Origin of the sequence: Pseudomonas psychrophila HA-4, from assembly GCF_000282975.1 — a bacterium.
Classification (GTDB): Bacteria; Pseudomonadota; Gammaproteobacteria; order Pseudomonadales; family Pseudomonadaceae; genus Aquipseudomonas; species Aquipseudomonas psychrophila_A.
On record NZ_ALJC01000093.1, the window covers coordinates 124,317 to 143,861 of the forward strand.

Annotated in this window: 20 protein-coding genes; 4 read left to right on the top strand and 16 right to left on the bottom strand. The window is 55.9% G+C overall.

Annotated features, from left to right (window positions below; genetic code table 11):
• Positions 1-178 precede the first annotated feature (178 nt).
• A complete protein-coding gene (locus B347_RS0114790; RefSeq protein ID WP_019410470.1) occupies positions 179-1,579 on the top strand; it encodes a purple acid phosphatase family protein in 1,401 nt (466 codons plus the stop codon).
• A 41-nt stretch (positions 1,580-1,620) separates the two neighbouring features.
• On the opposite strand, the gene garD is transcribed toward B347_RS0114790, so the two are convergent.
• The 3 genes from garD to B347_RS0114805 all read right to left on the bottom strand — a co-directional run bounded on the left by garD (position 1,621) and on the right by B347_RS0114805 (position 4,941).
• Positions 1,621-3,174: a galactarate dehydratase gene (garD, locus tag B347_RS0114795; protein ID WP_019410471.1), complete on the bottom strand. Its 1,554-nt coding sequence runs from the start codon at positions 3,172-3,174 to the stop codon at positions 1,621-1,623.
• A 113-nt stretch (positions 3,175-3,287) separates the two neighbouring features.
• Entirely contained in the window at positions 3,288-4,199 is a 912-nt protein-coding gene (gene kdgD / locus B347_RS0114800) for a 5-dehydro-4-deoxyglucarate dehydratase (RefSeq protein WP_019410472.1), read from the bottom strand.
• Between the two features lie 259 nt (positions 4,200-4,458).
• Positions 4,459-4,941, bottom strand: coding sequence for an Lrp/AsnC family transcriptional regulator (locus B347_RS0114805; RefSeq protein ID WP_019410473.1), 483 nt, complete (start codon positions 4,939-4,941; stop codon positions 4,459-4,461).
• Between the two features lie 137 nt (positions 4,942-5,078).
• Here B347_RS0114805 and B347_RS0114810 point away from each other — a divergent pair, with 137 nt between their 5' ends.
• A complete protein-coding gene (locus tag B347_RS0114810) occupies positions 5,079-5,705 on the top strand; it encodes a LysE family translocator (protein ID WP_019410474.1) in 627 nt (208 codons plus the stop codon).
• A gap of 359 nt (positions 5,706-6,064) precedes the next feature.
• Here the strand turns inward: B347_RS0114810 and B347_RS0114815 are convergent, their stop codons facing one another.
• The 12 genes from B347_RS0114815 to B347_RS25460 all read right to left on the bottom strand — a co-directional run bounded on the left by B347_RS0114815 (position 6,065) and on the right by B347_RS25460 (position 16,342).
• Positions 6,065-6,643 (bottom strand): TerD family protein, encoded by a 579-nt coding sequence (locus B347_RS0114815; protein WP_019410475.1) that lies wholly within the window; start codon positions 6,641-6,643, stop codon positions 6,065-6,067.
• A gap of 157 nt (positions 6,644-6,800) precedes the next feature.
• A complete protein-coding gene (locus tag B347_RS0114820) occupies positions 6,801-7,844 on the bottom strand; it encodes a TerC/Alx family metal homeostasis membrane protein (RefSeq protein WP_019410476.1) in 1,044 nt (347 codons plus the stop codon).
• Positions 7,845-7,851: 7 nt separating this feature from the next.
• On the bottom strand, positions 7,852-8,301 hold the full coding sequence (locus B347_RS0114825; RefSeq protein ID WP_019410477.1) for a tellurite resistance TerB family protein: 450 nt from the start codon (positions 8,299-8,301) through the stop codon (positions 7,852-7,854).
• Positions 8,302-8,367: 66 nt separating this feature from the next.
• On the bottom strand, positions 8,368-9,552 hold the full coding sequence (locus tag B347_RS0114830) for a TerD family protein (protein ID WP_019410478.1): 1,185 nt from the start codon (positions 9,550-9,552) through the stop codon (positions 8,368-8,370).
• Positions 9,549-9,695, bottom strand: coding sequence for a hypothetical protein (locus B347_RS26590; protein WP_019410479.1), 147 nt, complete (start codon positions 9,693-9,695; stop codon positions 9,549-9,551). The genes B347_RS0114830 and B347_RS26590 overlap by 4 nt, the downstream gene beginning before the upstream one ends.
• Positions 9,696-9,775: 80 nt before the next feature.
• Positions 9,776-10,450, bottom strand: coding sequence for an HAD-IB family phosphatase (locus B347_RS0114840; RefSeq protein ID WP_019410480.1), 675 nt, complete (start codon positions 10,448-10,450; stop codon positions 9,776-9,778).
• The gene (locus B347_RS0114845; RefSeq protein WP_019410481.1) at positions 10,447-11,406 is read right to left on the bottom strand and encodes an HpcH/HpaI aldolase/citrate lyase family protein; all 960 of its coding nucleotides are present in this window, start codon (positions 11,404-11,406) and stop codon (positions 10,447-10,449) included. Before B347_RS0114845 ends, B347_RS0114840 begins: the two co-directional genes overlap by 4 nt.
• A complete protein-coding gene (locus B347_RS0114850) occupies positions 11,406-12,500 on the bottom strand; it encodes a cysteine protease StiP family protein (protein WP_019410482.1) in 1,095 nt (364 codons plus the stop codon). The genes B347_RS0114845 and B347_RS0114850 overlap by 1 nt, the downstream gene beginning before the upstream one ends.
• The gene (locus B347_RS0114855; protein WP_019410483.1) at positions 12,493-13,251 is read right to left on the bottom strand and encodes a Trehalose-6-phosphatase; all 759 of its coding nucleotides are present in this window, start codon (positions 13,249-13,251) and stop codon (positions 12,493-12,495) included. The genes B347_RS0114850 and B347_RS0114855 overlap by 8 nt, the downstream gene beginning before the upstream one ends.
• Complete coding sequence (locus B347_RS0114860; protein ID WP_019410484.1) at positions 13,241-14,377, bottom strand: phosphoribosyltransferase domain-containing protein; 1,137 nt, start codon at positions 14,375-14,377, stop codon at positions 13,241-13,243. Before B347_RS0114860 ends, B347_RS0114855 begins: the two co-directional genes overlap by 11 nt.
• A gap of 286 nt (positions 14,378-14,663) precedes the next feature.
• Positions 14,664-15,299: a hypothetical protein gene (locus tag B347_RS0114865; protein ID WP_019410485.1), complete on the bottom strand. Its 636-nt coding sequence runs from the start codon at positions 15,297-15,299 to the stop codon at positions 14,664-14,666.
• Positions 15,296-16,342: a DUF2515 family protein gene (locus B347_RS25460; protein WP_019410486.1), complete on the bottom strand. Its 1,047-nt coding sequence runs from the start codon at positions 16,340-16,342 to the stop codon at positions 15,296-15,298. The genes B347_RS0114865 and B347_RS25460 overlap by 4 nt, the downstream gene beginning before the upstream one ends.
• 322 nt (positions 16,343-16,664) lie before the next feature.
• Here B347_RS25460 and B347_RS0114875 point away from each other — a divergent pair, with 322 nt between their 5' ends.
• Both B347_RS0114875 and B347_RS0114880 read left to right on the top strand, forming a co-directional pair.
• Complete coding sequence (locus B347_RS0114875; RefSeq protein ID WP_019410487.1) at positions 16,665-18,131, top strand: ArnT family glycosyltransferase; 1,467 nt, start codon at positions 16,665-16,667, stop codon at positions 18,129-18,131.
• A gap of 91 nt (positions 18,132-18,222) precedes the next feature.
• Entirely contained in the window at positions 18,223-18,729 is a 507-nt protein-coding gene (locus tag B347_RS0114880) for a hypothetical protein (RefSeq protein ID WP_019410488.1), read from the top strand.
• Between the two features lie 92 nt (positions 18,730-18,821).
• Here B347_RS0114880 and B347_RS0114885 read toward each other — a convergent pair whose 3' ends face one another.
• Positions 18,822-19,505: a histidine phosphatase family protein gene (locus B347_RS0114885; RefSeq protein ID WP_019410489.1), complete on the bottom strand. Its 684-nt coding sequence runs from the start codon at positions 19,503-19,505 to the stop codon at positions 18,822-18,824.
• Positions 19,506-19,545 lie beyond the last annotated feature (40 nt).

A 19,545-nucleotide genomic window follows, 5' to 3' on the forward strand; every position in this document is an offset into this window, starting at 1 on the left:
AAGGCGTGCGCGCCTGAGGTTTGATCTTAAACGACCCTCTAGCCTTCAACGTTTAGTCATCCTCGTCTTTAGAGACGTCAGAAACCGGTTAAAACCGAGCTGTATCGACCCCCTGCTGTCATCTCGATGTCACGGGGTTTTGTTTCCTTGGGCGCAGTTCGCCACTCAAGGAGGCTCCATGATTCGCCCAACGTTATTGGCTCTCGCGCTATTTTCAGTGATCAACTGTGCTTGCGCCCAATCCGTTTCACCTCTGCCGCACTCACCCGGTACACCTTATGCCGCCAGCGGTCTGGCAGACCGTATTGTGCTGACCCCCGGCGCCAATCCCGCTCGGGAAATGGCCGTGACCTTTCGCACCGATACGCGCCAGCAAGCGTCTCAGTTGCAGTTGGCAATAGCGCTCGATGGCCCACAACTGGACAAGGCAGCTCATTTACTTGAAGGCAAACAGGTGAGCCTAGACACCGAAAACGGTGCAGCCCTTTACCATCAAGTGCGCCTACATGATTTGCAGCCAGACACCGCCTATGTGTACCGCGTCAAAGGTGCCGAAGGCTGGAGCGAATGGTTGCAGTTCCATACCCCGACCGAAGCGTTCAAACCGTTTAACTTTATCTACATGGGCGATATGCAGAACGACATCTTGTCGTTGGCCTCGCGCAGTATTCGTCAGGCGCTGCACAGTGTGGCTAATCCGGCGTTGGTCGTGCATGCAGGGGACTTAGTTTCGCAACGCGATGATTTGGTACACGACGATCAATGGGGCGAATGGAATCAGGCAGGCGGCTACAACTACGCGATGCTTCCCCAAGTCGTCGCTATTGGTAATCACGAATACTTGGACAGCACTAACCCTGACGGCACTGAAGGCCGCACCCTGAGCCCGCACTGGAGCCGTCAGTTTGCGTTGCCGGACAACGGCGTGCCGGGTTTGAAGAACACCACTTATTTTGTTGATTACCAAGGCGTGCGTTTTATCGTGCTGGATGGCACTGCGGCGCTCGACATGGGCACGTTGACCAAGCAAACCGAATGGCTTGAGAAGAGCCTGAAAAACAGCCCGGCGCGCTGGAACATTGTGGTCAATCACCAACCCGTATTCACCTGCGCTCGCCCCGAAGATACCGAGCCGTTGAAGGCCGCATGGAAACCGCTGTTCGAGCAGTACGCGGTCGATTTGGTATTGCAGGGTCATGACCATTGCTACAGCCGCGTCACCCACGAAGCCGGGCGTGAAGCCGCCAGCCTGGCCCGTGCAGGAGGTCAGGTTCAGGGGCCGGTGTATATGGTGTCGGTGGCGGGTTCGAAGATGTATGGCCTCAATGACCGCGCCCAACTGCAACCGGATCGCAGCGCCGAAGAAACCCAGCTGTATCAAACTATCGACGTCCAGAACGCAAGCCTCAAAGTGCGCAGCTATACGGCAGCGGGCACGTTGTATGACGCCTTTGACCTAGAACGCGATGCCGACAATCGCAATCACCTGATCGAGCCTGTGGACGACTTGCCAGCCGAACGCGCCTGTCATGGTACCGTCGGCCCGGATGGTTATCCGTGTAAGTCGCGGGGTAAGTGAGCTTCAACGCGTAGCGACTATATGGCTCGTTAATCAACGCCTCAGGTAATCGGTGCTGGGTTGAACAGGGTGATGTCGTTGTACAGTTTGTGCTGTTCGGCCCAGGTGCGTTTTTTGCCGCTGGCCACATCCAGGTAATAGTGGAACAGCTCCCAACCCAGGTCTTCGATGCTCGCCCGCCCGGTGGCAATACGCCCGGCATCGATGTCAATCAGGTCCGGCCAGCGCTGGGCCAGTTCGGTGCGGGTCGACACTTTGACCACCGGCGCCATCGCCAAGCCATACGGCGTTCCGCGCCCGGTGGTGAACACGTGCAGGTTCATCCCGGCCGCCAGCTGCAAGGTTCCGCAGACAAAGTCACTGGCTGGCGTCGCACAAAAAATCAGCCCTTTGCGTTTGAAACGCTCGCCTGGGCCAAGCACGCCATTGATCGCGCTGCTACCGGATTTAACAATGGAGCCCAGCGATTTTTCGACGATGTTCGACAACCCGCCTTTTTTGTTGCCCGGGGTCGTGTTGGCGCTGCGATCCGCTTCGCCTTTGGCCAGGTAACGGTCGTACCAGTCCATTTCACGCACCAGTTCCTGGGCAACTTCCTGGCTTTGCGCACGTGAGGTCAGCAGGTAAATGGCGTCGCGCACTTCGGTGACTTCGGAGAACATTACGGTCGCTCCGGCCCGCAGCAACAAGTCTGAGGCGTAACCCAGTGCCGGGTTAGCGGTGATCCCGGAAAACGCATCGCTGCCGCCGCATTGCATGCCCAGAATCAGCTCGGACGCCGGCACGGTTTCGCGGCGGCGCTGATCGAGCTTTTTCAAACGGGTTTCGGCCAGCGCCATGATCTGCTTGACCATTTCGGTAAAGCCGTGACTGGCATCTTGCAGGCGGTACAACCACGGCTCGCTGAGGTCCACCGAGCTGTCGTTGTCGTGCATCACTTGCCCGGCCTGCAATTTCTCGCAGCCCAAACTGATAACCAATGCTTCGCCGCCCAAGTTAGGGTTGCGCGCCAGATTGCGCACGGTGCGAATCGGGATGTAGGCGTCGGTGGCGCTGATCGCCACGCCGCAGCCGTAGCTGTGGGTCAGGGCCACGACTTCGTCGACATTCGGGTACTTGGGCAGCAGTTCGTCGCGGATACGCTTGACCGCATGGTTCAACACCCCGGTCACGCATTGCACGGTGGTGGTGATACCCAGAATATTGCGCGTACCGACGGTGCCGTCAGCGTTGCGATAGCCCTCAAACGTGAAGCCTTCAAGCGGCGCCTGCGCGGCCGGTGTCTCGGTGGCCAACGGCAGGCTGTCCAGCGGCGGCGCAGTAGGCATGCGCAACTGGTCTTCATTGACCCAACTGCCACGGGGGATCGCTTGCAAGGCGTAGCCGATGGTTTGGCCATAGCGAATGACTTCGCCACCTTCGGCGATGTCGACCAGCGTGACCTTGTGGCTCTGCGGCACAAAATCCAAGGTAATGAGGCCATCGGCAAGCTCAGTCCCAGCCGGTACGCCTTGGTCGTTCACCACCACCGCCACGTTATCCAGCGCATGCAGTTGGATGGTGCGCGGCGAATCGGAATGTTCAATCAACGTCATGACGCCGCCTTTTAAGGAATTATTGTTATGTGCGGGTGAAGGTTGCTCTGTCTAACACGAGACGATTTCCTAACGCAAAAGGCCGCTGATTGATCAGCGGCCTTTGGAATTCTTTACTGCGGACCTTGCTTGTCGATCAAGGCCGCCAGGGCTTCGTATTCTTCTGGCAACAAATCAGTCAGCGGGGTGCGAACCGGGCCTGCGCTATAACCAGAAATGGTGGCCCCGGCCTTGACGATGCTCACCGCGTAACCGGCTTTGCGGTTGCGGATGTCCAGGTACGGCAGGAAGAAGTCGTCGATCATCTTGCCGACGGTGGCGTGATCTTCGCGGGCAATGGCGTGGTAGAAATCCATTGCGGTTTTCGGGATGAAGTTGAACACCGCCGATGAGTAAACCGGCACGCCCAGCGCCTTGTAAGCCGCAGCGTAGACTTCGGCTGTCGGCAAGCCACCCAGGTAGCTGAAACGGTCGCCAAGACGGCGGCGGATCGAGACCATCAGTTCGATGTCACCCAGACCATCTTTGTAGCCGATGAGGTTCGGGCAGCGCTCGGCCAGTTGCTCCAGCAGCGGCGCGGTCAGGCGGCAAACGTTGCGGTTGTAAACGATGACGCCGATTTTGACCGACTTGCACACGGCTTCAACGTGGGCGGCAACGCCATCTTGGCTGGCTTCGGTCAGGTAGTGCGGCAACAGCAGCAGGCCTTTGGCGCCCAGACGTTCGGCTTCTTGTGCGTACTCGATGGCTTGACGCGTCGAACCGCCAACACCGGCCAGAATTGGCACGCTGGTGGCACAGGTATCGACGGCGGTTTTGATCACCTGCGAATATTCGCTGGCCGCCAGGGAAAAGAACTCACCGGTGCCGCCTGCCGCGAACAGGGCTGAAGCACCATACGGGGCCAGCCATTCCAGACGCTTGATGTAGCCCTCACGGTGGAAGTCACCTTGAGCGGTGAAATCGGTTAGCGGAAAAGACAGTAGGCCGGACGAGAGGATGGACTTCAGTTCTTGTGGATTCATTATTCGAACACCCTAGGAGCTTATTGTGATGAAAAAGACGGCAGCGCTTCCGCTGTGTCGTACGTCATCGTACAACTAATAATATTATCGTCAATCCCCCATTCTTTAAATGGCAGGTACGCGTCCTCGCCCGCTGCGTATGCGCCGACGCTAAAACAGCGGTTTAAAGGGCTTAGTGGGAGATCAGGTGAACCGCAAATAATTTCTCACAAGAGATACGTTGTCTTAGGAACCTGATTAAAGGCGCCTGCGAGCGGTATCAGTCCTTGGGACCTTTGACCGGATAAGACACAAACGGCTTGATTTCCTTGAGCACAAACATGCTCTGCATTTCTTTGATCCCGGTTAGGCGCCGAATGACCGACATGGCAAAGTCGGCAAATGTGTCCAGATCACGCGAGACCACCTGCAATAAAAAATCCGCATCGCCACCGATGCTATAGCAAGCCACCACGTCTTCCAGGGCCATGACCTCCTGCTCAAACTTGCGCGCTTCAACTTCGCTGTGTCGATCAATCGTGACCCGCACAAACACTAAAACGCCGAGGCCGATCTTGCGTCTATCCAGCACCGCGCGATAACCCTGAATTACCTTGTGCTCTTCCAGTTGCCGCACCCGGCGCCAGCAAGGCGAAGCCGACATGCCGATGTCGTCTGCCAACGTCTGATTGGTGGTGCGTCCATCCTGCTGCAAAGCAGCAAGAATTTTGGCGTCGATAGCACTTAACGTCTGCTCGGTCATAAATACCTATCCATTAGTTTTTAGCGGTAAATCTGACCCAAATTAAGCCATTCAACAACACAAACAGACGAATTTAACCCTTGCCTCGGAGATATGCTTATTCACACAAAAAAATCACCCTTGGACGAATTCAACTCATGCTCGCACTTTCTCAAGCGCTGACTTACACCGCTGCCCTTGGTATTGCAGCGGCTATTCCTGGCCCAGGAATGGCTGCCCTCGTTGCACGAAGCGTCAGTGGTGGCGCGCTGCTCGGCTTCAGTTTGTTAGTGGGATTAATTGTTGGGGACTTGATTTATCTGTCTTTCGCCGTGTTCGGCCTCAGCTTGATTGCCCACTATTTCGACGCCTTATTTGTAGTGGTGCGCGGGTGCGCGGCGATTTACCTGTGTTACCTGGCGTGGCAATTTTGGTGGGCAAAACCGCAGCCGGTGTCGGCAGGTCGGCCGATCAACAAACAGGAACTGTTCAGCGCCTGGCTGTCCGGCCTAACCATCACCTTGGGCAACCCGAAGACCATCGCCTTCTATCTCGCGCTGCTGCCGCTGGTCATTAATCTGGAGTCGGTGTCACTGCACACCTGGGGGCTCATGCTTGTGCCGCTGACCATTGCAGTGCTGTTCATTGTCGGCGGCCTGTTTGTACTGGGCGCGGTGCGGATTCGCCATGTGCTCGCCAGCCAGCGTGCGCAACATTTTTTGTTCAGAGGTGCAGCGCTGATGATGCTAGGGGCGGCTGGGGCCATGTGGGTTCAGAACCTGTAATGGCGCAATATCCGTTCATGTTCTAACGGGTATTCATCTCGGCAACAACTTAAGTGATTGCACGTCTAGGTGAGCGTTTAATCAGCGCTTTGACTTTGGCACACGGGCCTTTATTACGTTGGCCTGTAGAACCTCACCCACCTAGAAATCTTATTTAACTGCGCAATACGTTGCGCAGTTAAATGTTCAGAAGAACGTGCGAATTAAATTTTTATCGGTTTAGTAGAGTCTGATTCATGGCGTGAAAAAGAACCCTTTGAGTTTAGGAAATGCAGATAGACAGTCGATTACCCCGCGCGCTCTTAAAGCTCAAAAGATCGCGAGGCGAGCTCGCTACTACCAGATATCAGGGGGGAGAGTTAACCCAGGTTTACGCCGTAATCTTTAGCCAGCGGACCCAAACCGCCCGCAAAGCCTTGACCGATAGCCTTGAACTTCCATTCGCCACTATGGCTGTACAGCTCGCCGAAGATCATGGCGGTTTCAGTCGAAGCATCTTCACTCAGGTCAAAGCGTGCCAACTCCTTACCGTTGGCCTTGTTCACGACACGCATGTAAGCGTTCGAAACTTGACCAAAGCTTTGCTTGCGACTGTCTGCTTCGTGGATGGTCACCGCAAACACCAGCCGTTTGGTTTCAGGAGCAAAGCCCGCGAGGTTAACATTGACTTGCTCATCGTCACCTTCGCCTGCGCCCGAGCGATTGTCGCCCTGGTGCACCACGTTGCCGTCCGGCGAAGTTTTATTGTTGTAGAACACAAAGCTACCGTCATTCAGCACTTTGCCGCTCTCGCCAACTATAAACACCGAGGCATCCAGATCGAACTCCGCGCCATCCGTTACTCGCGGATCCCAACCCAAACCAACAATCACTTCTGTCAGGCCCGGTGCTTCTTTGGTCAAGGAGACATTGCCGCCTTTACTCAGACTTACTGCCATGTTCATGAACCCTTATATGAATAGTTAAATGGGTGCAGATTAAAATGCCCTACCCTCGCGTTTAGCCAAGTCATAACGAGCACGTTCACCGTATGTTTCCTGGCTGCGGCCTTTAGAACGGGGAAGTGCCATCAGTCCCCCCCCTCCTAACGCGTGTTCAAGCATTCGTGTCTTTTTTAACGTCCGATTGCTCTTCTTTACCTGGAAAAATAATGCTGGCCACGATACCGATCGCCAATACCACTAACACCACCAACAGACTGGTGTTGGGTTCAATGCTGATGCCATGGCCAAACAGGTGGTTGGTTGCATTCAGCGCCAGCTTGGCAGCGATAAAGAACAACAATGCGACCACCGATTTTTCCAGGTGCACCAAGTAGCGTTTAAGGGCTTCGAGTACGAAGTACATGGTCCGCAAGCCGAGAATCGCAAACATCATGGCTGAGTACACAATCAACGGTTCACGGCTCACGGCGATAACAGCGGGCACCGAGTCGAAAGCAAACAGGATGTCTGACACTTCAACCACCACCACGCACAGAAACAGCGGAGTCGCGAACAAGGCGCCTTTGCCGACCAAGGTCATGCCTTTGTTTTCAGGTTTGGTGATCTCTGTTTCAAGCTCTTTGCGCGACACAAAGAAGTTATGTCCGTGCAGCTTTGGCCAAACCGGAAACAGCTTTTTCGCAAACCGATAAGCGATGTGCTTTGAGTAATCTTCGTCTTTATCTTCTTCGTTGCCGCGCAACATCATGATTGCAGTCCAGGCGACGATCACTGCAAATAGCACTTCAACCCACGGACCAAACGCCAGCAGGCCGGTACCAATGGCCACGAAGATCAGGCGGAATACGATGGCGCCGATGATGCCCCAGTACAGCACGCGGTGACGCAGCACATCGGGGATCTTGAACCAGGCAAAGATCGCCATGAACACAAACAGGTTGTCGACGCTGAGGACTTTTTCCAGCGCATAACCGGTGACAAACAAGCTGGCCACACTTGGCCCATGCGCGTAGTACAGGTAGCCCGCAAAGGCGAGCGAGATCAGTACCCAAAAAACTGACCAGACGGCCGCGTTGGTCAAAGTGACCGGTTTATCGCTTTTGTGGGTAAACAGGTCGATTGCCAAAGCAATGACCGCCAAAGCCACAAATACAGCGATGGTCGTTGGCGGAAAGCCAATTGCCGTGTTTTCCATGATGCCCTCAGAGATCAAAATCGCCGGGGCTTAGCCCCAGCTCATTACAAATAGCGCGGCAAACAGCCCGCTCACTTTCGTCAAAGTTGCCGTCCGCACTGCCGATGGCACAACAAACACGCACCAACAGACGAGCCGCATCTTCTTTTTTACGTAGCTGACCGACCGACTTCAGCGCTACAGCCCGACCGATCTGCTGATCAAATTCAAATTGTTCACACACCTCATTGAAGGACGTGATCACGTCTTTAACGTCAAACGCCTTCAACTCTTTCGAGTTTTGAATAAACCCGATCATTTTCTGTTTTTCATCACTGCTGATGTCGCCATCAGCAGCCGCGACCAGCGCGCACCCAGAGACCACAGCCTCCATGAATTCGCGATTTTTGAACTTGCTGACTTCTGACGAGAGCTTGTCTCGGGCAGCCGTTGCGTTGGTTTTCAGCCATTCAAGCATGGTCGTCGCCTTGTCAAAGATTGAGGGAATACCACCTGCCTAGGCAGGTGGCCTGTTACACAGTGCTTACTTGGACCCGGCGGCCCAGCGCATGCCCCAGTCAAATGCCTTGTCCATGTCGGAATGGCCCTTGAAGAACTCGACCTTGCGATTGACCTTGACGCTGCCACCCACGTTTTCGAGCAAGGCGATGGCGCACATGCCCTTATTACCGCCCTCTTCGCTCAGGCGTACTTCAATCGGCGGTTCGCCCGGGATGTACAGCGTGATAACACCGTCAGTTGCCTGCCAGTTAGGCGCACCTTCGTAAATGAACGCATACACCAACACCCGGCGCATTTTGCGCCACTCCTTGCCGTTGACCCGCAGCCACTCACCGTCACTTACTGACCCAGTCCGGTCATCGCCCATCAATTGAAGAAACGGCTCGTCAACAAAATTACCAAACGCATTGCCCAACGCCTGGACTGCGCCCTTGCGACCATTTTCCATTTCGTACAAGCAACCCACATCCAGATCAATGCCACCCGACTTACCGAGCAGCGAGGCAAAAAAACCACCACCGCTGTTCTGTGGGGCGCGATTCCAGTTGAGGTTAATTTTGATCTCGCCGAAATCACCGTCTTTTTTAGCAAGGCTGATGGTCGGGCGCTGCTTGTCGAGGGTGACCTTTGACAAATTGACTGTGCGTGCCGGTGCTGGCGGTGCAGGAGTGATGGCGGGTACTGGATTCGCTGCGGGAGCAGCGGTGGCAATTTCAACGCCGAAGTGTTCGGCCAAAGGCGCCAGCCCACCGGCAAATCCTTGTGCGACGCAGCGAAATTTCCATACACCTTGACGGCGATAGAACTCACCGAGGATCAGCGCGGTTTCTTGCATGCCTTGCGTCGGGATCGGCGCTTCAATACCCCCGGTCACCAAAAGTTTGAGTGGTGCGAATGAGGAGAACTGGGCCTTGTTTTCGTAAATGGTCGCCGTCAATGCGACTTTTTGGATGGCCGCATCAATCGCCTCTAGATTGAGGCTGAACACTGCACGGCCGGGAGCAGACTCAACCAGCTTCACAGCACCATCGCTGACGCTCTGCTGGCCAAAGAAACACAGGTCGTTGTCGCCACGCACCTTGCCCGATTCGCTAAGCAGGAACGCCGAGACGTCCAGATCAGCACCCGGCACAGGGCTGTAGCTGACAGTAACGCTCAAGGTGCCAGGATTAACGGCAGCGTTTGCTCCCGGCGTTAGCGTGGTCATGCGCGCAACGCCTGCACAGCAGCGTGGGTTAAGGGAGATGTGTTCCCGGCGTTGGCTATCAGGCCCGGACGGTTTTTTTCAAAACCGGTCCCGGCTTTTATTTCCAGGACAATAGTTTGAATCTGGGACAACCCAATAGCCATGTAGTGTCTCCTTGTTTGCACGGAGGCACGAGGTGCCGTAAGTGATTGCTGATTATTGACCTGCTTAACTTGCGCCAGGCTTACAACGGATCACGCAAGCACACGTCCAATGGCCGCTTGCGCCTCCACAGCGCATGAAACTCGCGCCAATGGGGTTCTTGTGCAGCACCCAGCATCTGCTCATCGCCCTGGGTATCGCCCCAAGCGCGCAGGGTGTATTGGTCCAAAGGACCGTACTGCGCCTCTAGCCGGAGGACTTTCTGTTCGCATCGACAGTTGGTGCCGTCAATTTCGCCGGTGAGTACGCCATCGACCGATTGCAGGCGCGTACCGATGAGCCCGATGCCCAGCTTTTTGGCAAAAGGCCTGAGCACTAGCTCAGGTGATGCCGAGCAGATCGTCACGATTGCTTTTTGCTCAAGCTGATCGGCGACCGATGTTAAGCCCAAAGGCCGCATTAACCGCTGGAACGAAGCGTCACAAAATGCGTCGGCACGCTCTGCGACCCACGCTTCCTTGGTTCCAGTGAGGTAGACCGTGATTAGCTTTTCTTTCAAATCATTTCGGCTGATCCTGCCCAGCAAATAAGACGCGGTTGACGGGATCATTCGCAACAGGCGCATTGCGAACAGTCGATTGCCAAAGGCAAAGCGCAAAAAGGGGACAAAACTGTCGTGATAGGTCAACGTGCCATCAAAATCGAAGGCCGACAGGACCGGTTTGCCCTTCTCTGGTGTATTTAAAACTTCGTTCAACCGACTACTTCAGCCAATCGCTGGCTGCCTCCAAAAGTGTCCATCGAGCTGGCTATTTCGGGGCGAACCCCTTGCCAATGCGCTCGCTCAATAATCATTTGCGCCCATTTGTAATGGGTCGCGGGTTCACACATAGCGTCGTTGAATTTGAACACCGCAGGCGCCGTCTTACTGAGTATTTGACGTGCGCTGTTGAGGTCTTCAAGGGTGACTTGCAACGCCCTGTGGATAACTGCGATTTGCGACGGATGTATCGCAGTTTTACCGATAAGCCCGTGGGCAATATCCAACGCCAGTTCCTGCTCCAGCAGTTGCGGGGCATTGAGCTGTTCGAACACCGGCGCGGTCAGGGCAAAGCCCGCAGAGCCCATGATCGCGCATAACATCGAAATCACGTAATTCATGGGCGTGTTATACAGCGTCATCGTCGGGGTACGGCGCAAGCCCAGGCAACTCATCAGGTCATTGCCGCCGATGCGCAAGGCGATTATCCGCCCCGGCAGTTGCTCCAACAGGGCACTGCGCAACTCAATCATGGCGCTGGGATCAAACACCTCAAGGGTTTCAAGGGTTGGCATCAGCATCAAATCGCTGCGGGTTACGGCCTGTTGCCACTCTCGGATATTGCACAGACTGAGCTTAGGGACGACAAAACCATCGACGTAACGCATCAATGACCATTCATTGAGCCGCGCTGCCATCGCTGAGTCACGCGGCCGGACAAACAGAATCGGACCGCCGAATGATCTACCGCCGCGCGCATCAATCGCCAGTAAGAGGTGCTTGAGGTTGTTCAGCGCCTGCTGCACATCGGTTTCGGCGACTGCGTCTTCAAGGCACACCACCAACGAACGTAAGCCCTGAATTTTCTCGCCGTACACCACCTGCAAAATGTCAGCACGGGTCGCCGGCATGTAGAGCGTGGCGCCCAGGGCATAAGCTGAATGCCGGGTCATCAACGAACACTCCTGATCACAGTCACTGCGCGATACGGTCCCAGTTCGTCGCCGACTTCTTCGACCTCGATATTTTCCTGACGGGTCAGGTGCATCAGCAGTTGAACGTCCCGATCCGCACAACTGCGCACCAACACCTGATCGGGCACACGGCGCATCACCGCACGGGTGGCCTCGGCGATACCGGGCTTGACCCGATTGGGGTTGGATACCGAAAAGCGCCTCGAGACACGTTCGACCGCCGCCACAGCTCGTTGTTGCAATGCCAAGGCCTGTGTCGGCGCCCAGGGTTGTGCAGCGACCTGCGGCGACACGTGAGCACGCTCGATTTCGATGCTGTGGATAAAGTTCATGGTCTCGTCATGCCCAGCCAAGTGGTCATACACCACGCACCCGTGCAAACCGGGCTCAGGTGGCCAGATTGAGCGTGATACCAGGCCCGATACAGTCGCCCCCAAAATACCTGAAGGGATCAACCAGTCTTCGGCCGATGCCGCCAGCCAGGCACGCCCACAAGGGTCGGCCAACACCACCAGACGCGGCTCGGATGGAAAGCGCGAGTCACCCGCCAAGCTATCGCGAATCTGCCCGCTGATCGCGCCTTTACCGGTCCAGCCATCAACAAACACGATGTTCTCGGCACCGTGGGCCTTGATGATAGCTTCGAGTGCCACGTTGTCGATTCCACGGTCTCGAATAATGCTGATCCCGTAATGCCGCGCATCACGCCCCCGCTCAACCAGCGCCCGGCGCAGCAAAACACCCAATGGCAACCCTGCCCGCACAAACGATACCAACGCAATCGAAGCCCCGTTAAAACGTTCGTTGAGCGCGAGGGCCAACGCCTGAACATCGGCCGCCATGCGCGCACCGTTTTGCCCCAACGCTTGTTGATACAGGACTTTGTGGTGATCAGAGGGCGGATGTTCGTGGCTGATCATTTCGGAGTAATGACGCTGCTGGGTCTGAATCAAGCGCTCTTTTTCCAGCACATCAGTCGCGTCAATCTCCATGACGCGCAGTAAAAAATGCACATCATCGACCCCGTAACTGCCGCTGCCGACAGTGTTCAACCCGGCAAATGCCTTATTCATGATCAATACTCGCCAACACATGGCTGGCCAACTGGCCGCGCTTGGGCGTGCCCCACCAGTTGCACTCAGACATAAAGCCCACGTCCGACAGGCTGTCACCAAAGCCGAGTAAGGGACGTTTGCCATTGAGCACTTGATCGCGGCGAACCCACTCGCGCACCGCCTCACGCTTTTGCAGCGCCAGCGGCAGGAAGGCCAAATTGTTCCCGTTGCCGTGAACGTACAGCCCGTCGAGCAATCCCCTTGCCTTGACCTCGGCCAGCACACGAAGCAGCACCTGGTCGGTTGCGTTGTTGTGCTTAGTAACCACGTAAAGGGCCAGCCCTTGCTCTTCAACCACCCACCCGCGTAGCGAGAAGCCCAGTTCGGCGCCAATTGCCAGCGTGTGTTCGTTTAGACCACGAAGTCGGTTCTGCTCATGCGCCAGCGCGTGGCTCATACGGGCTTGCCAGTGGCTGTCCGGCGAGCCGTCAGCATTGAGGATGACCCCACCATGAGCACACACAGCGCCGTGTACAAACGGCAACTGCACCCGCTGATAGGCCTCGACGCTGCGGGCAGTCACTGGCACAACGTCAGCGGTAGCTAGCAGCCACTCAACAAAGCTTTTCTGCGTGGCACTCATAAAGCCATTGGGCTGGCCGTCCACATCCAGGGTGGCGGTGTAACGCGGCTCATCGGCCATTTTTCGGGCGGTTTGAAACAACGTGTCGTCAAGGTCAACGAACACCAGCGGACGATTAGTGGTCATGGGCAATGACCTGCGCATTCAACGCATTGCGCAACGCCGGATCAAGCGCAGCGGCCGGGGTTTCGCTGCAAATCAGCACGCGGTCAAACTGCCCCGGGGCGACGTTGTACAGGAAGTTGGGGATGCCCAGACCATAGTTATCGCTGAACGAGAGCGCATGGCCGATAGCATGCCCCACGGCAATGGGCGAGCGGCTGGTGGCGCTGAAGTGCACATCGGCACCGGCTTGCTCTAGGCGCTCGGCCAACAAAAACGGGGGCCAGACAAATTCGCTGGTGCCCACCACCAGTACGCGCTCACCGGGCAGCACCTGCATGCCTAGGGCCAGCGTGTCACAGTGCTCACGCACGCCCATTCGCCCCCAGTCACGAATGGGGTCTAACGGCCAGTCGCCTTGGGCAACACTACCCACTTCGGGCATATCGGGCAGGGCTGCACCGCGGTCTTCGGTGAATGTGTAACGACCTTCAAGCAATGAGACGCTGCTGACGTGATCGCCCAGCGCCTTGCGCACTGCGTCTTGGGACCAGTCCGTCAGCGTCGCCGTGACCATTCGCTCAATCGAAACAAGGCCGGCCTCGGCCAAGGCTTTAGAGACATTGATAAAGGTATTACCGGTCGACGCTTCATCGTCCACCAGCACTAACGAGCGGGCCTTGAACAGCCATTCGCGGGTGCGAGCGTCCTGTGGCATGTGCAGCAAATGCGTGCTGGCATGGCTGTGTGATTCTTCAAAATGGGCAAGCAACTCGCTGCCTGTAGGGTGACGAGTGCTACACAGGTACATGCAGTCATCGCGGGTCTGACTGAGGGCGCGGTGTACGCCAGCGCCTAGGCCAATGGCGGTTTCAGCCATGCCAATCACCAGAACGGGGCCGGGTAAGTCGGCGGGAATTTTAGCGGCCAACGCATTGAAGCTTTCGGCCATCCGCGACGGACGAGTCGGAATGTGCCGACCCAATACGTGCGAAACAAACAGAAAGGCGCGTTTGGGGTTACGCCGCTCAGCGAAACTAAACAGTGCCTGCGGATCAAAAGTCGATGCAGAGACTTCAACCTCCAGTCGACCGCGCCTGAGGTTTGCGCACAAAGCCTGGGCTCCGGTCATGGGTTTACCGCTGCTCATCAGAGTCTATTACCTGGAAATACGCAAAAAAGAGGGGTGGCAAGATTCGCGAGTAGCTCCCTTTAAACAAGAGAAAAATGATTACTGGAAATGGCCATGATCGAGTTGCTTGGCCCGTACACACTGACCATGTCCAATGGCAGTGGCTGGATTAACTTCACGACGTCACACACTATCGAGCCGGGTGCGTTCTACGGCAAAAGCAGCGGACTGATTGAAGCCCTGCCCCGCAATAGCAGGGATAGCGCTTGGAGGGAGCGACCTCCATGCATGATGCGTGTTCGAATTACTCTGCATCGCGGGGTATCCAAGGATTGGCTAGCGCCAAAGTGATCATGTAACGCTCTTCAGTGGGCCGTTTATTGTCCTTGAAGCGGTGCAGGATCAGCATGGCCTGATGTTTGTCACCTGCTTGCCAAAAGGTTCTTCCACCCTTGTTTACGTCCCGCAATCGAGCACGCCATTCGGGGGTATCGGCAATCGGTGGATTACTACGAGGATTGCTGGGAACCCACCCTCCCCGGCGCCATTGTTCCTGTAAATCCAGCACAATGATTAGCGCATCATCCAAGAGCAGAGGCTCGATTTGCGGCGACATGCGAATGGAGGCCACCCGTTCGTTATCAAAGCTGATCGTAAAGAAGCGGGCCAGCGGCGTGACAAATCCATACTGCGGATCAATAAAACGCAAGCGAGCATCGGACTTGGGCATGTGAAACCAGTAATGGCCAGATATTGCCGGACTAATCTTTGCACTGGAACGCTGACGCATATCTTCCCATGGCTCACCACGTATCAAGGCGATTTCTGGTTCGCCCCTTAACCATTGCACGGTCCAGCTCAGTGTTACTGCGGCCAAGATCGCCAAAAATGTTATGGCGACAACCCGACGCCAGCCGCCTACTTTCTGTCGCAGCGTCATGGCGTGCCACCACTCGCAGCAATGTCGTTGATCGATTGCACCAGCGCATCACGGTTAGAGTCGTGCAGCATCTGGTCAAATCGTTTTGCCGCGGCAAGAACAAAGACCATGCGTTGATCAAGGTCTGCCAAGTTTGCAAAAGGGTTGTCGTCAAAACTGATGGTGCGCCCGTCGTCGACACGCAGGCATTGGCTGGTGAGGGTCAGCTCAATGGCTTGAGCGACGCCTGAGGGGAAATCCGTGACATAGGATGCATGATTACCGCGCAGCAGTATGATCAACTGCAGGTCTTCGTAAATGGTCGGTTGGAGAATGTTCTCTTGCTCGTGAGCCGCAAAATACTCAACGCTCTTGGCAATATCCCCCGACTCTAGGGCTTCAAATGCCTGCAAAATTTCGATATAGACCTGTCCAAAAATAAGTTTCTCCTGCCCCACCGGCCACAACACCGGAAACTTCGAATGACCAAAGATTTTTGCCCTCGACTCAATACACGTCTTCAACTCCTCCAACCCACGCTTTTTATAAAACGCATGCAGCGGAAATATGTCTAGAAACAACGTGGTATTGCCCAGTGCCATCATGTCGTACACATACTGAAACTGTTGTTGGAGCTGGCCTTGTTCATCGCCTTCGAATCGAAGGTCAAAGGGGATCGGGTTATCGGCATTGGTGACTTGATAGTCTGCGAATTTTTTTTGCAGCAGCTCCACTGTTTCGACGCTGATCAGGGGATGAGGGCCGCTGAACGTGCTCATCAACGCCCCCACCGCGGCTGTTTCGGTGTGGATTTTTTCAATTGAGTCGGCCGCGTGCAGCAGACCACACCCCACTTGCTTGGAGGCAAACGCCGCCAGCCCGGCCCATTGAAAACGCTCATCGTGTAACCACAACCGTGCATAGGCGGCATTGATGGCGCGGTTACGTTCTTTGGGGTCAGCAATCAATACGCCGCCAGGGGCGACTATTTCTTCGGCTTCGCGCTGAAATATCCGCCAAATGCACTCACAGGTCAGAATCGATACGTCGGTGACTTCGGTCATGCAGCCGTAGACTTCCACCCACCGAGTCTTGCATTCGGAGAGCGGAACAGTGCTTTCGTTCAAGCGTTGGGCGTCGCACGCTTGGTCTTTAAAACACTAAGTCATTGGCCCGCCCCGGCTGGAAAGCCACGACCCTAACAGCACGTACCCGCCGGAATTCATCGACTAAAAAATCAAGACTATTCCTACCGATACAACCTCTTAATCACTCAGAAAAATATCCAAAACCTTTCACTCCCCACCTCTCGCTTTTCACATTTTGTTAAACATTCGCCTCCTATACTCCAGCGCATTATTCACTCGACTTCTGCTTGGTAGCCCAATGCGTCTGACTCGTCCCGTTCTGTTGTTAGTGCTGCTCGGTTGTTTGCTGTTCTTCTTTGCGCTGGGCAATCATCAGTTACAAGGCTCAACCGAATCTCGGGTGGCGGGAATCGCGATGGAGATGCACCTGAGCAACGACTGGGTCACCCCCACGTTGCTCGGCGAACCTTTTCTGGAAAAACCACCCTTGAGTCTGTGGCTGGATGCCGGAGCCATTCGCCTGTTTGGCGGTGAGCCCTTGAGCGCGCGGCTCGCTTCGGCTTTTGCGGGGTTGTTTTGTGTGCTGTTGCTGTACGCCATGCTGCGCAAGCTCGCACGCCCAACAGCACTGGCTTGGACGGCCGCCGCCATGCTCGCCACTATGGCCAGTTTTTGGAGCAACAGCCGCCAAGTGGGTGAAGATGCCTTACTCACCCTCGGGGTGACGATGGCGTTGCTAGCCTTCTATCACGCCAGCCGCCAACCCCGCTTTGCACTCAGCAGTTGGCTGTTGTTTGCCGTCGGAATTGCGATAGCGACGCTCAGCAAAGGCGTGCTGGGACTGGCGCTGCCAGGCGTGGTGATTTTTGCCTATTTGTTGTGTGAAAGCCTGATCGACAAACGTTTTATCCTGAAAAACTGGCTGCGCCCTGCACTGTTGACGCTGCTCGGGCTGATCCCGCTGATGATCTGGCTGGCCGTGCTGTACCAGCGCGGCGGGCTGGCGGCGGTGGGTGAAGTGCTGTGGGCCAACAGCATCGGGCGCTTTAGCGGCTCGTTTGTCGAGGCCGGGCACTACGAACCCTTCTATTATTATTTGGCCAAGTTGCCCGAAGCCTTTTTGCCGTGGAACCTACTGACCTATCTGGGCCTCTGGTACTTTCGCAAGCAATTGCTGCAAAACCGTTACCTGCTATTTTTCTGCGTCTGGCTGCTGGCGCAATTCATGTTGCTGACCCTAGCCTCCAGCAAACGCACGGTGTACCTGATGTCGCTCGCCCCTGCTGCTGCGGTGATTGCAGCGGAATACGCCGGGGTGGTTTTGGACTGGCTGCGGCACAAAAGTCAGACCTCTGCGCTGGCCAAGCGCATCAGCGACCATCATCGCGGCTTTGCAATGACGCTTCTGGGCATCATCGTCAGTTGCTACTTGGTGGCCGCCTACCTAGCCCCGCGGGCTGACCGCGCCGTGTCCTTTGAGCCCGTGTCGGCACAGGCCTTGAGCTTGCAGGCCAGCGGCAAGCATATTGCCTTGATGCAACCCGACGAGCGCCTGGCCTCGGTGGTGTTCTATAGCCAGCAACTGCAACAGGCGCTGCAAACCAAAGAACAGCTACTGGCCTTTTTACAGACCTCGCCCGATAACGTGGCCATCGTTGAAAAGCCGGATGTGGCCGGACAGCCACTGAACGTATTAGCAACAGTCACCGTGGGGCATCGCAGCTTTTACTTTGTATCTCTGGGTGCTGAGAGCCCGAAAACATGACGGCGGACAATAGAACCGAAGTTACCGTGGCCGAATAACCGGTTTTGGCTACGCTCCAAGTGCTGGACGTTTCCCAGTCAAGGAGCCTGCTATGACCATCAGTATTACCAGCCAGACCCTGAGCGATTACGACGCGCAGTTGGCTTACAAGACAGCAACTGCGTATCTGCGCCAATCGGATCTCGCCAACTATTTGATTGATCAGCTAGAACAACAGCACGTAAAACTCAGTGTCGAGGTCAGTACAGACCCGGCACTGGCTGATAAGAACAGCTCGAACAACGGGACGATTGTGTGGAACTTGCTTAGCAGCGTACCGCCAAGCTCCGATCTGCCCCATGTTGCCGCCCTGCTTAGCCGCATCCCGGCGCCACAAAAACCCTATATCACCAGCCAATGGGCGCTCATGCATGCGCTCGCGCTCGCTTGTCAGCAACTGAACAATCAGCTCAATTTTCGCGATGCGGATGCAACGTGGCCGTGGCTTGACGAAAAGGTGCTCAGCGCTGACGACATTGAAAATGGGGTGGCCCGTGAACTCAGCGATCTACCGCTACCTGACGAGCAAAACTGGAACCGCGTGCTCAAGCCTGCCTGATAGGGCTCGCGCAGTGGACGATCCCCGCCTCCAATGAAAACGCCCGGCTGTAGTGGCCGGGCGTTAGAGCGGTTCAGGTCAACACGGCTGCATCACAATCTCGACGCATCAACTCTGTTGCCGACGGGAAGAGCTGTGTGCGGCACGATGCTCCCCCAATCTTTGGTCTCGATGTACCCCAGCATCTGCGGCTGAGCGCTGGCGCCATCGGCTTTGATAAACAATGAGGCTCCGTAGCCGAATGTGGTGTCTGTTGGCACATGCATGCCCGCCTCAAGATCGTCCATGCATTCGCTGTGGGTGACCAACACCAGATTGCGGCCCGGCACTTTGTGCTTAAGCACATCGCGCAACATCGTACCCTGGCAATTGAATATCCAGTCGTGTGCTTCAACGGGGTGAGTAAACATCGCCTCGGCGGTTTGCCGTGCTCGCGTCAGGTCGCTGCTATAAATATCGGCGTTTTTGAGCCCTAGCTGCCTGAAGTGATCCCCCAAGCCCTGCGCGACCGCTGCACCCTGCACCGTTACACCTTCTTGTGGGCCAAGACAGGCCGCATTCGTGCGATCACAACGTTCCACATGGCGCACCAGTGCAATCACATCGCCGTCAGCCCAGCTTTGGGTAAGGGTCAACACGCGGCTAGCATTGTTGAGTTTCGCCAGGTCAGGCGCAGGTGACAGCGACAGCAGTTGCAGCGTGATAAAAAGAGTCAGAACGCTGACCCCGATCACTACCAGTGTATTTCGATAACGTGCCAGCGCCCTGCGCAACATTGCGCGTTTAGCCCCGGCTAGTCGAAGACTCAAAATCACG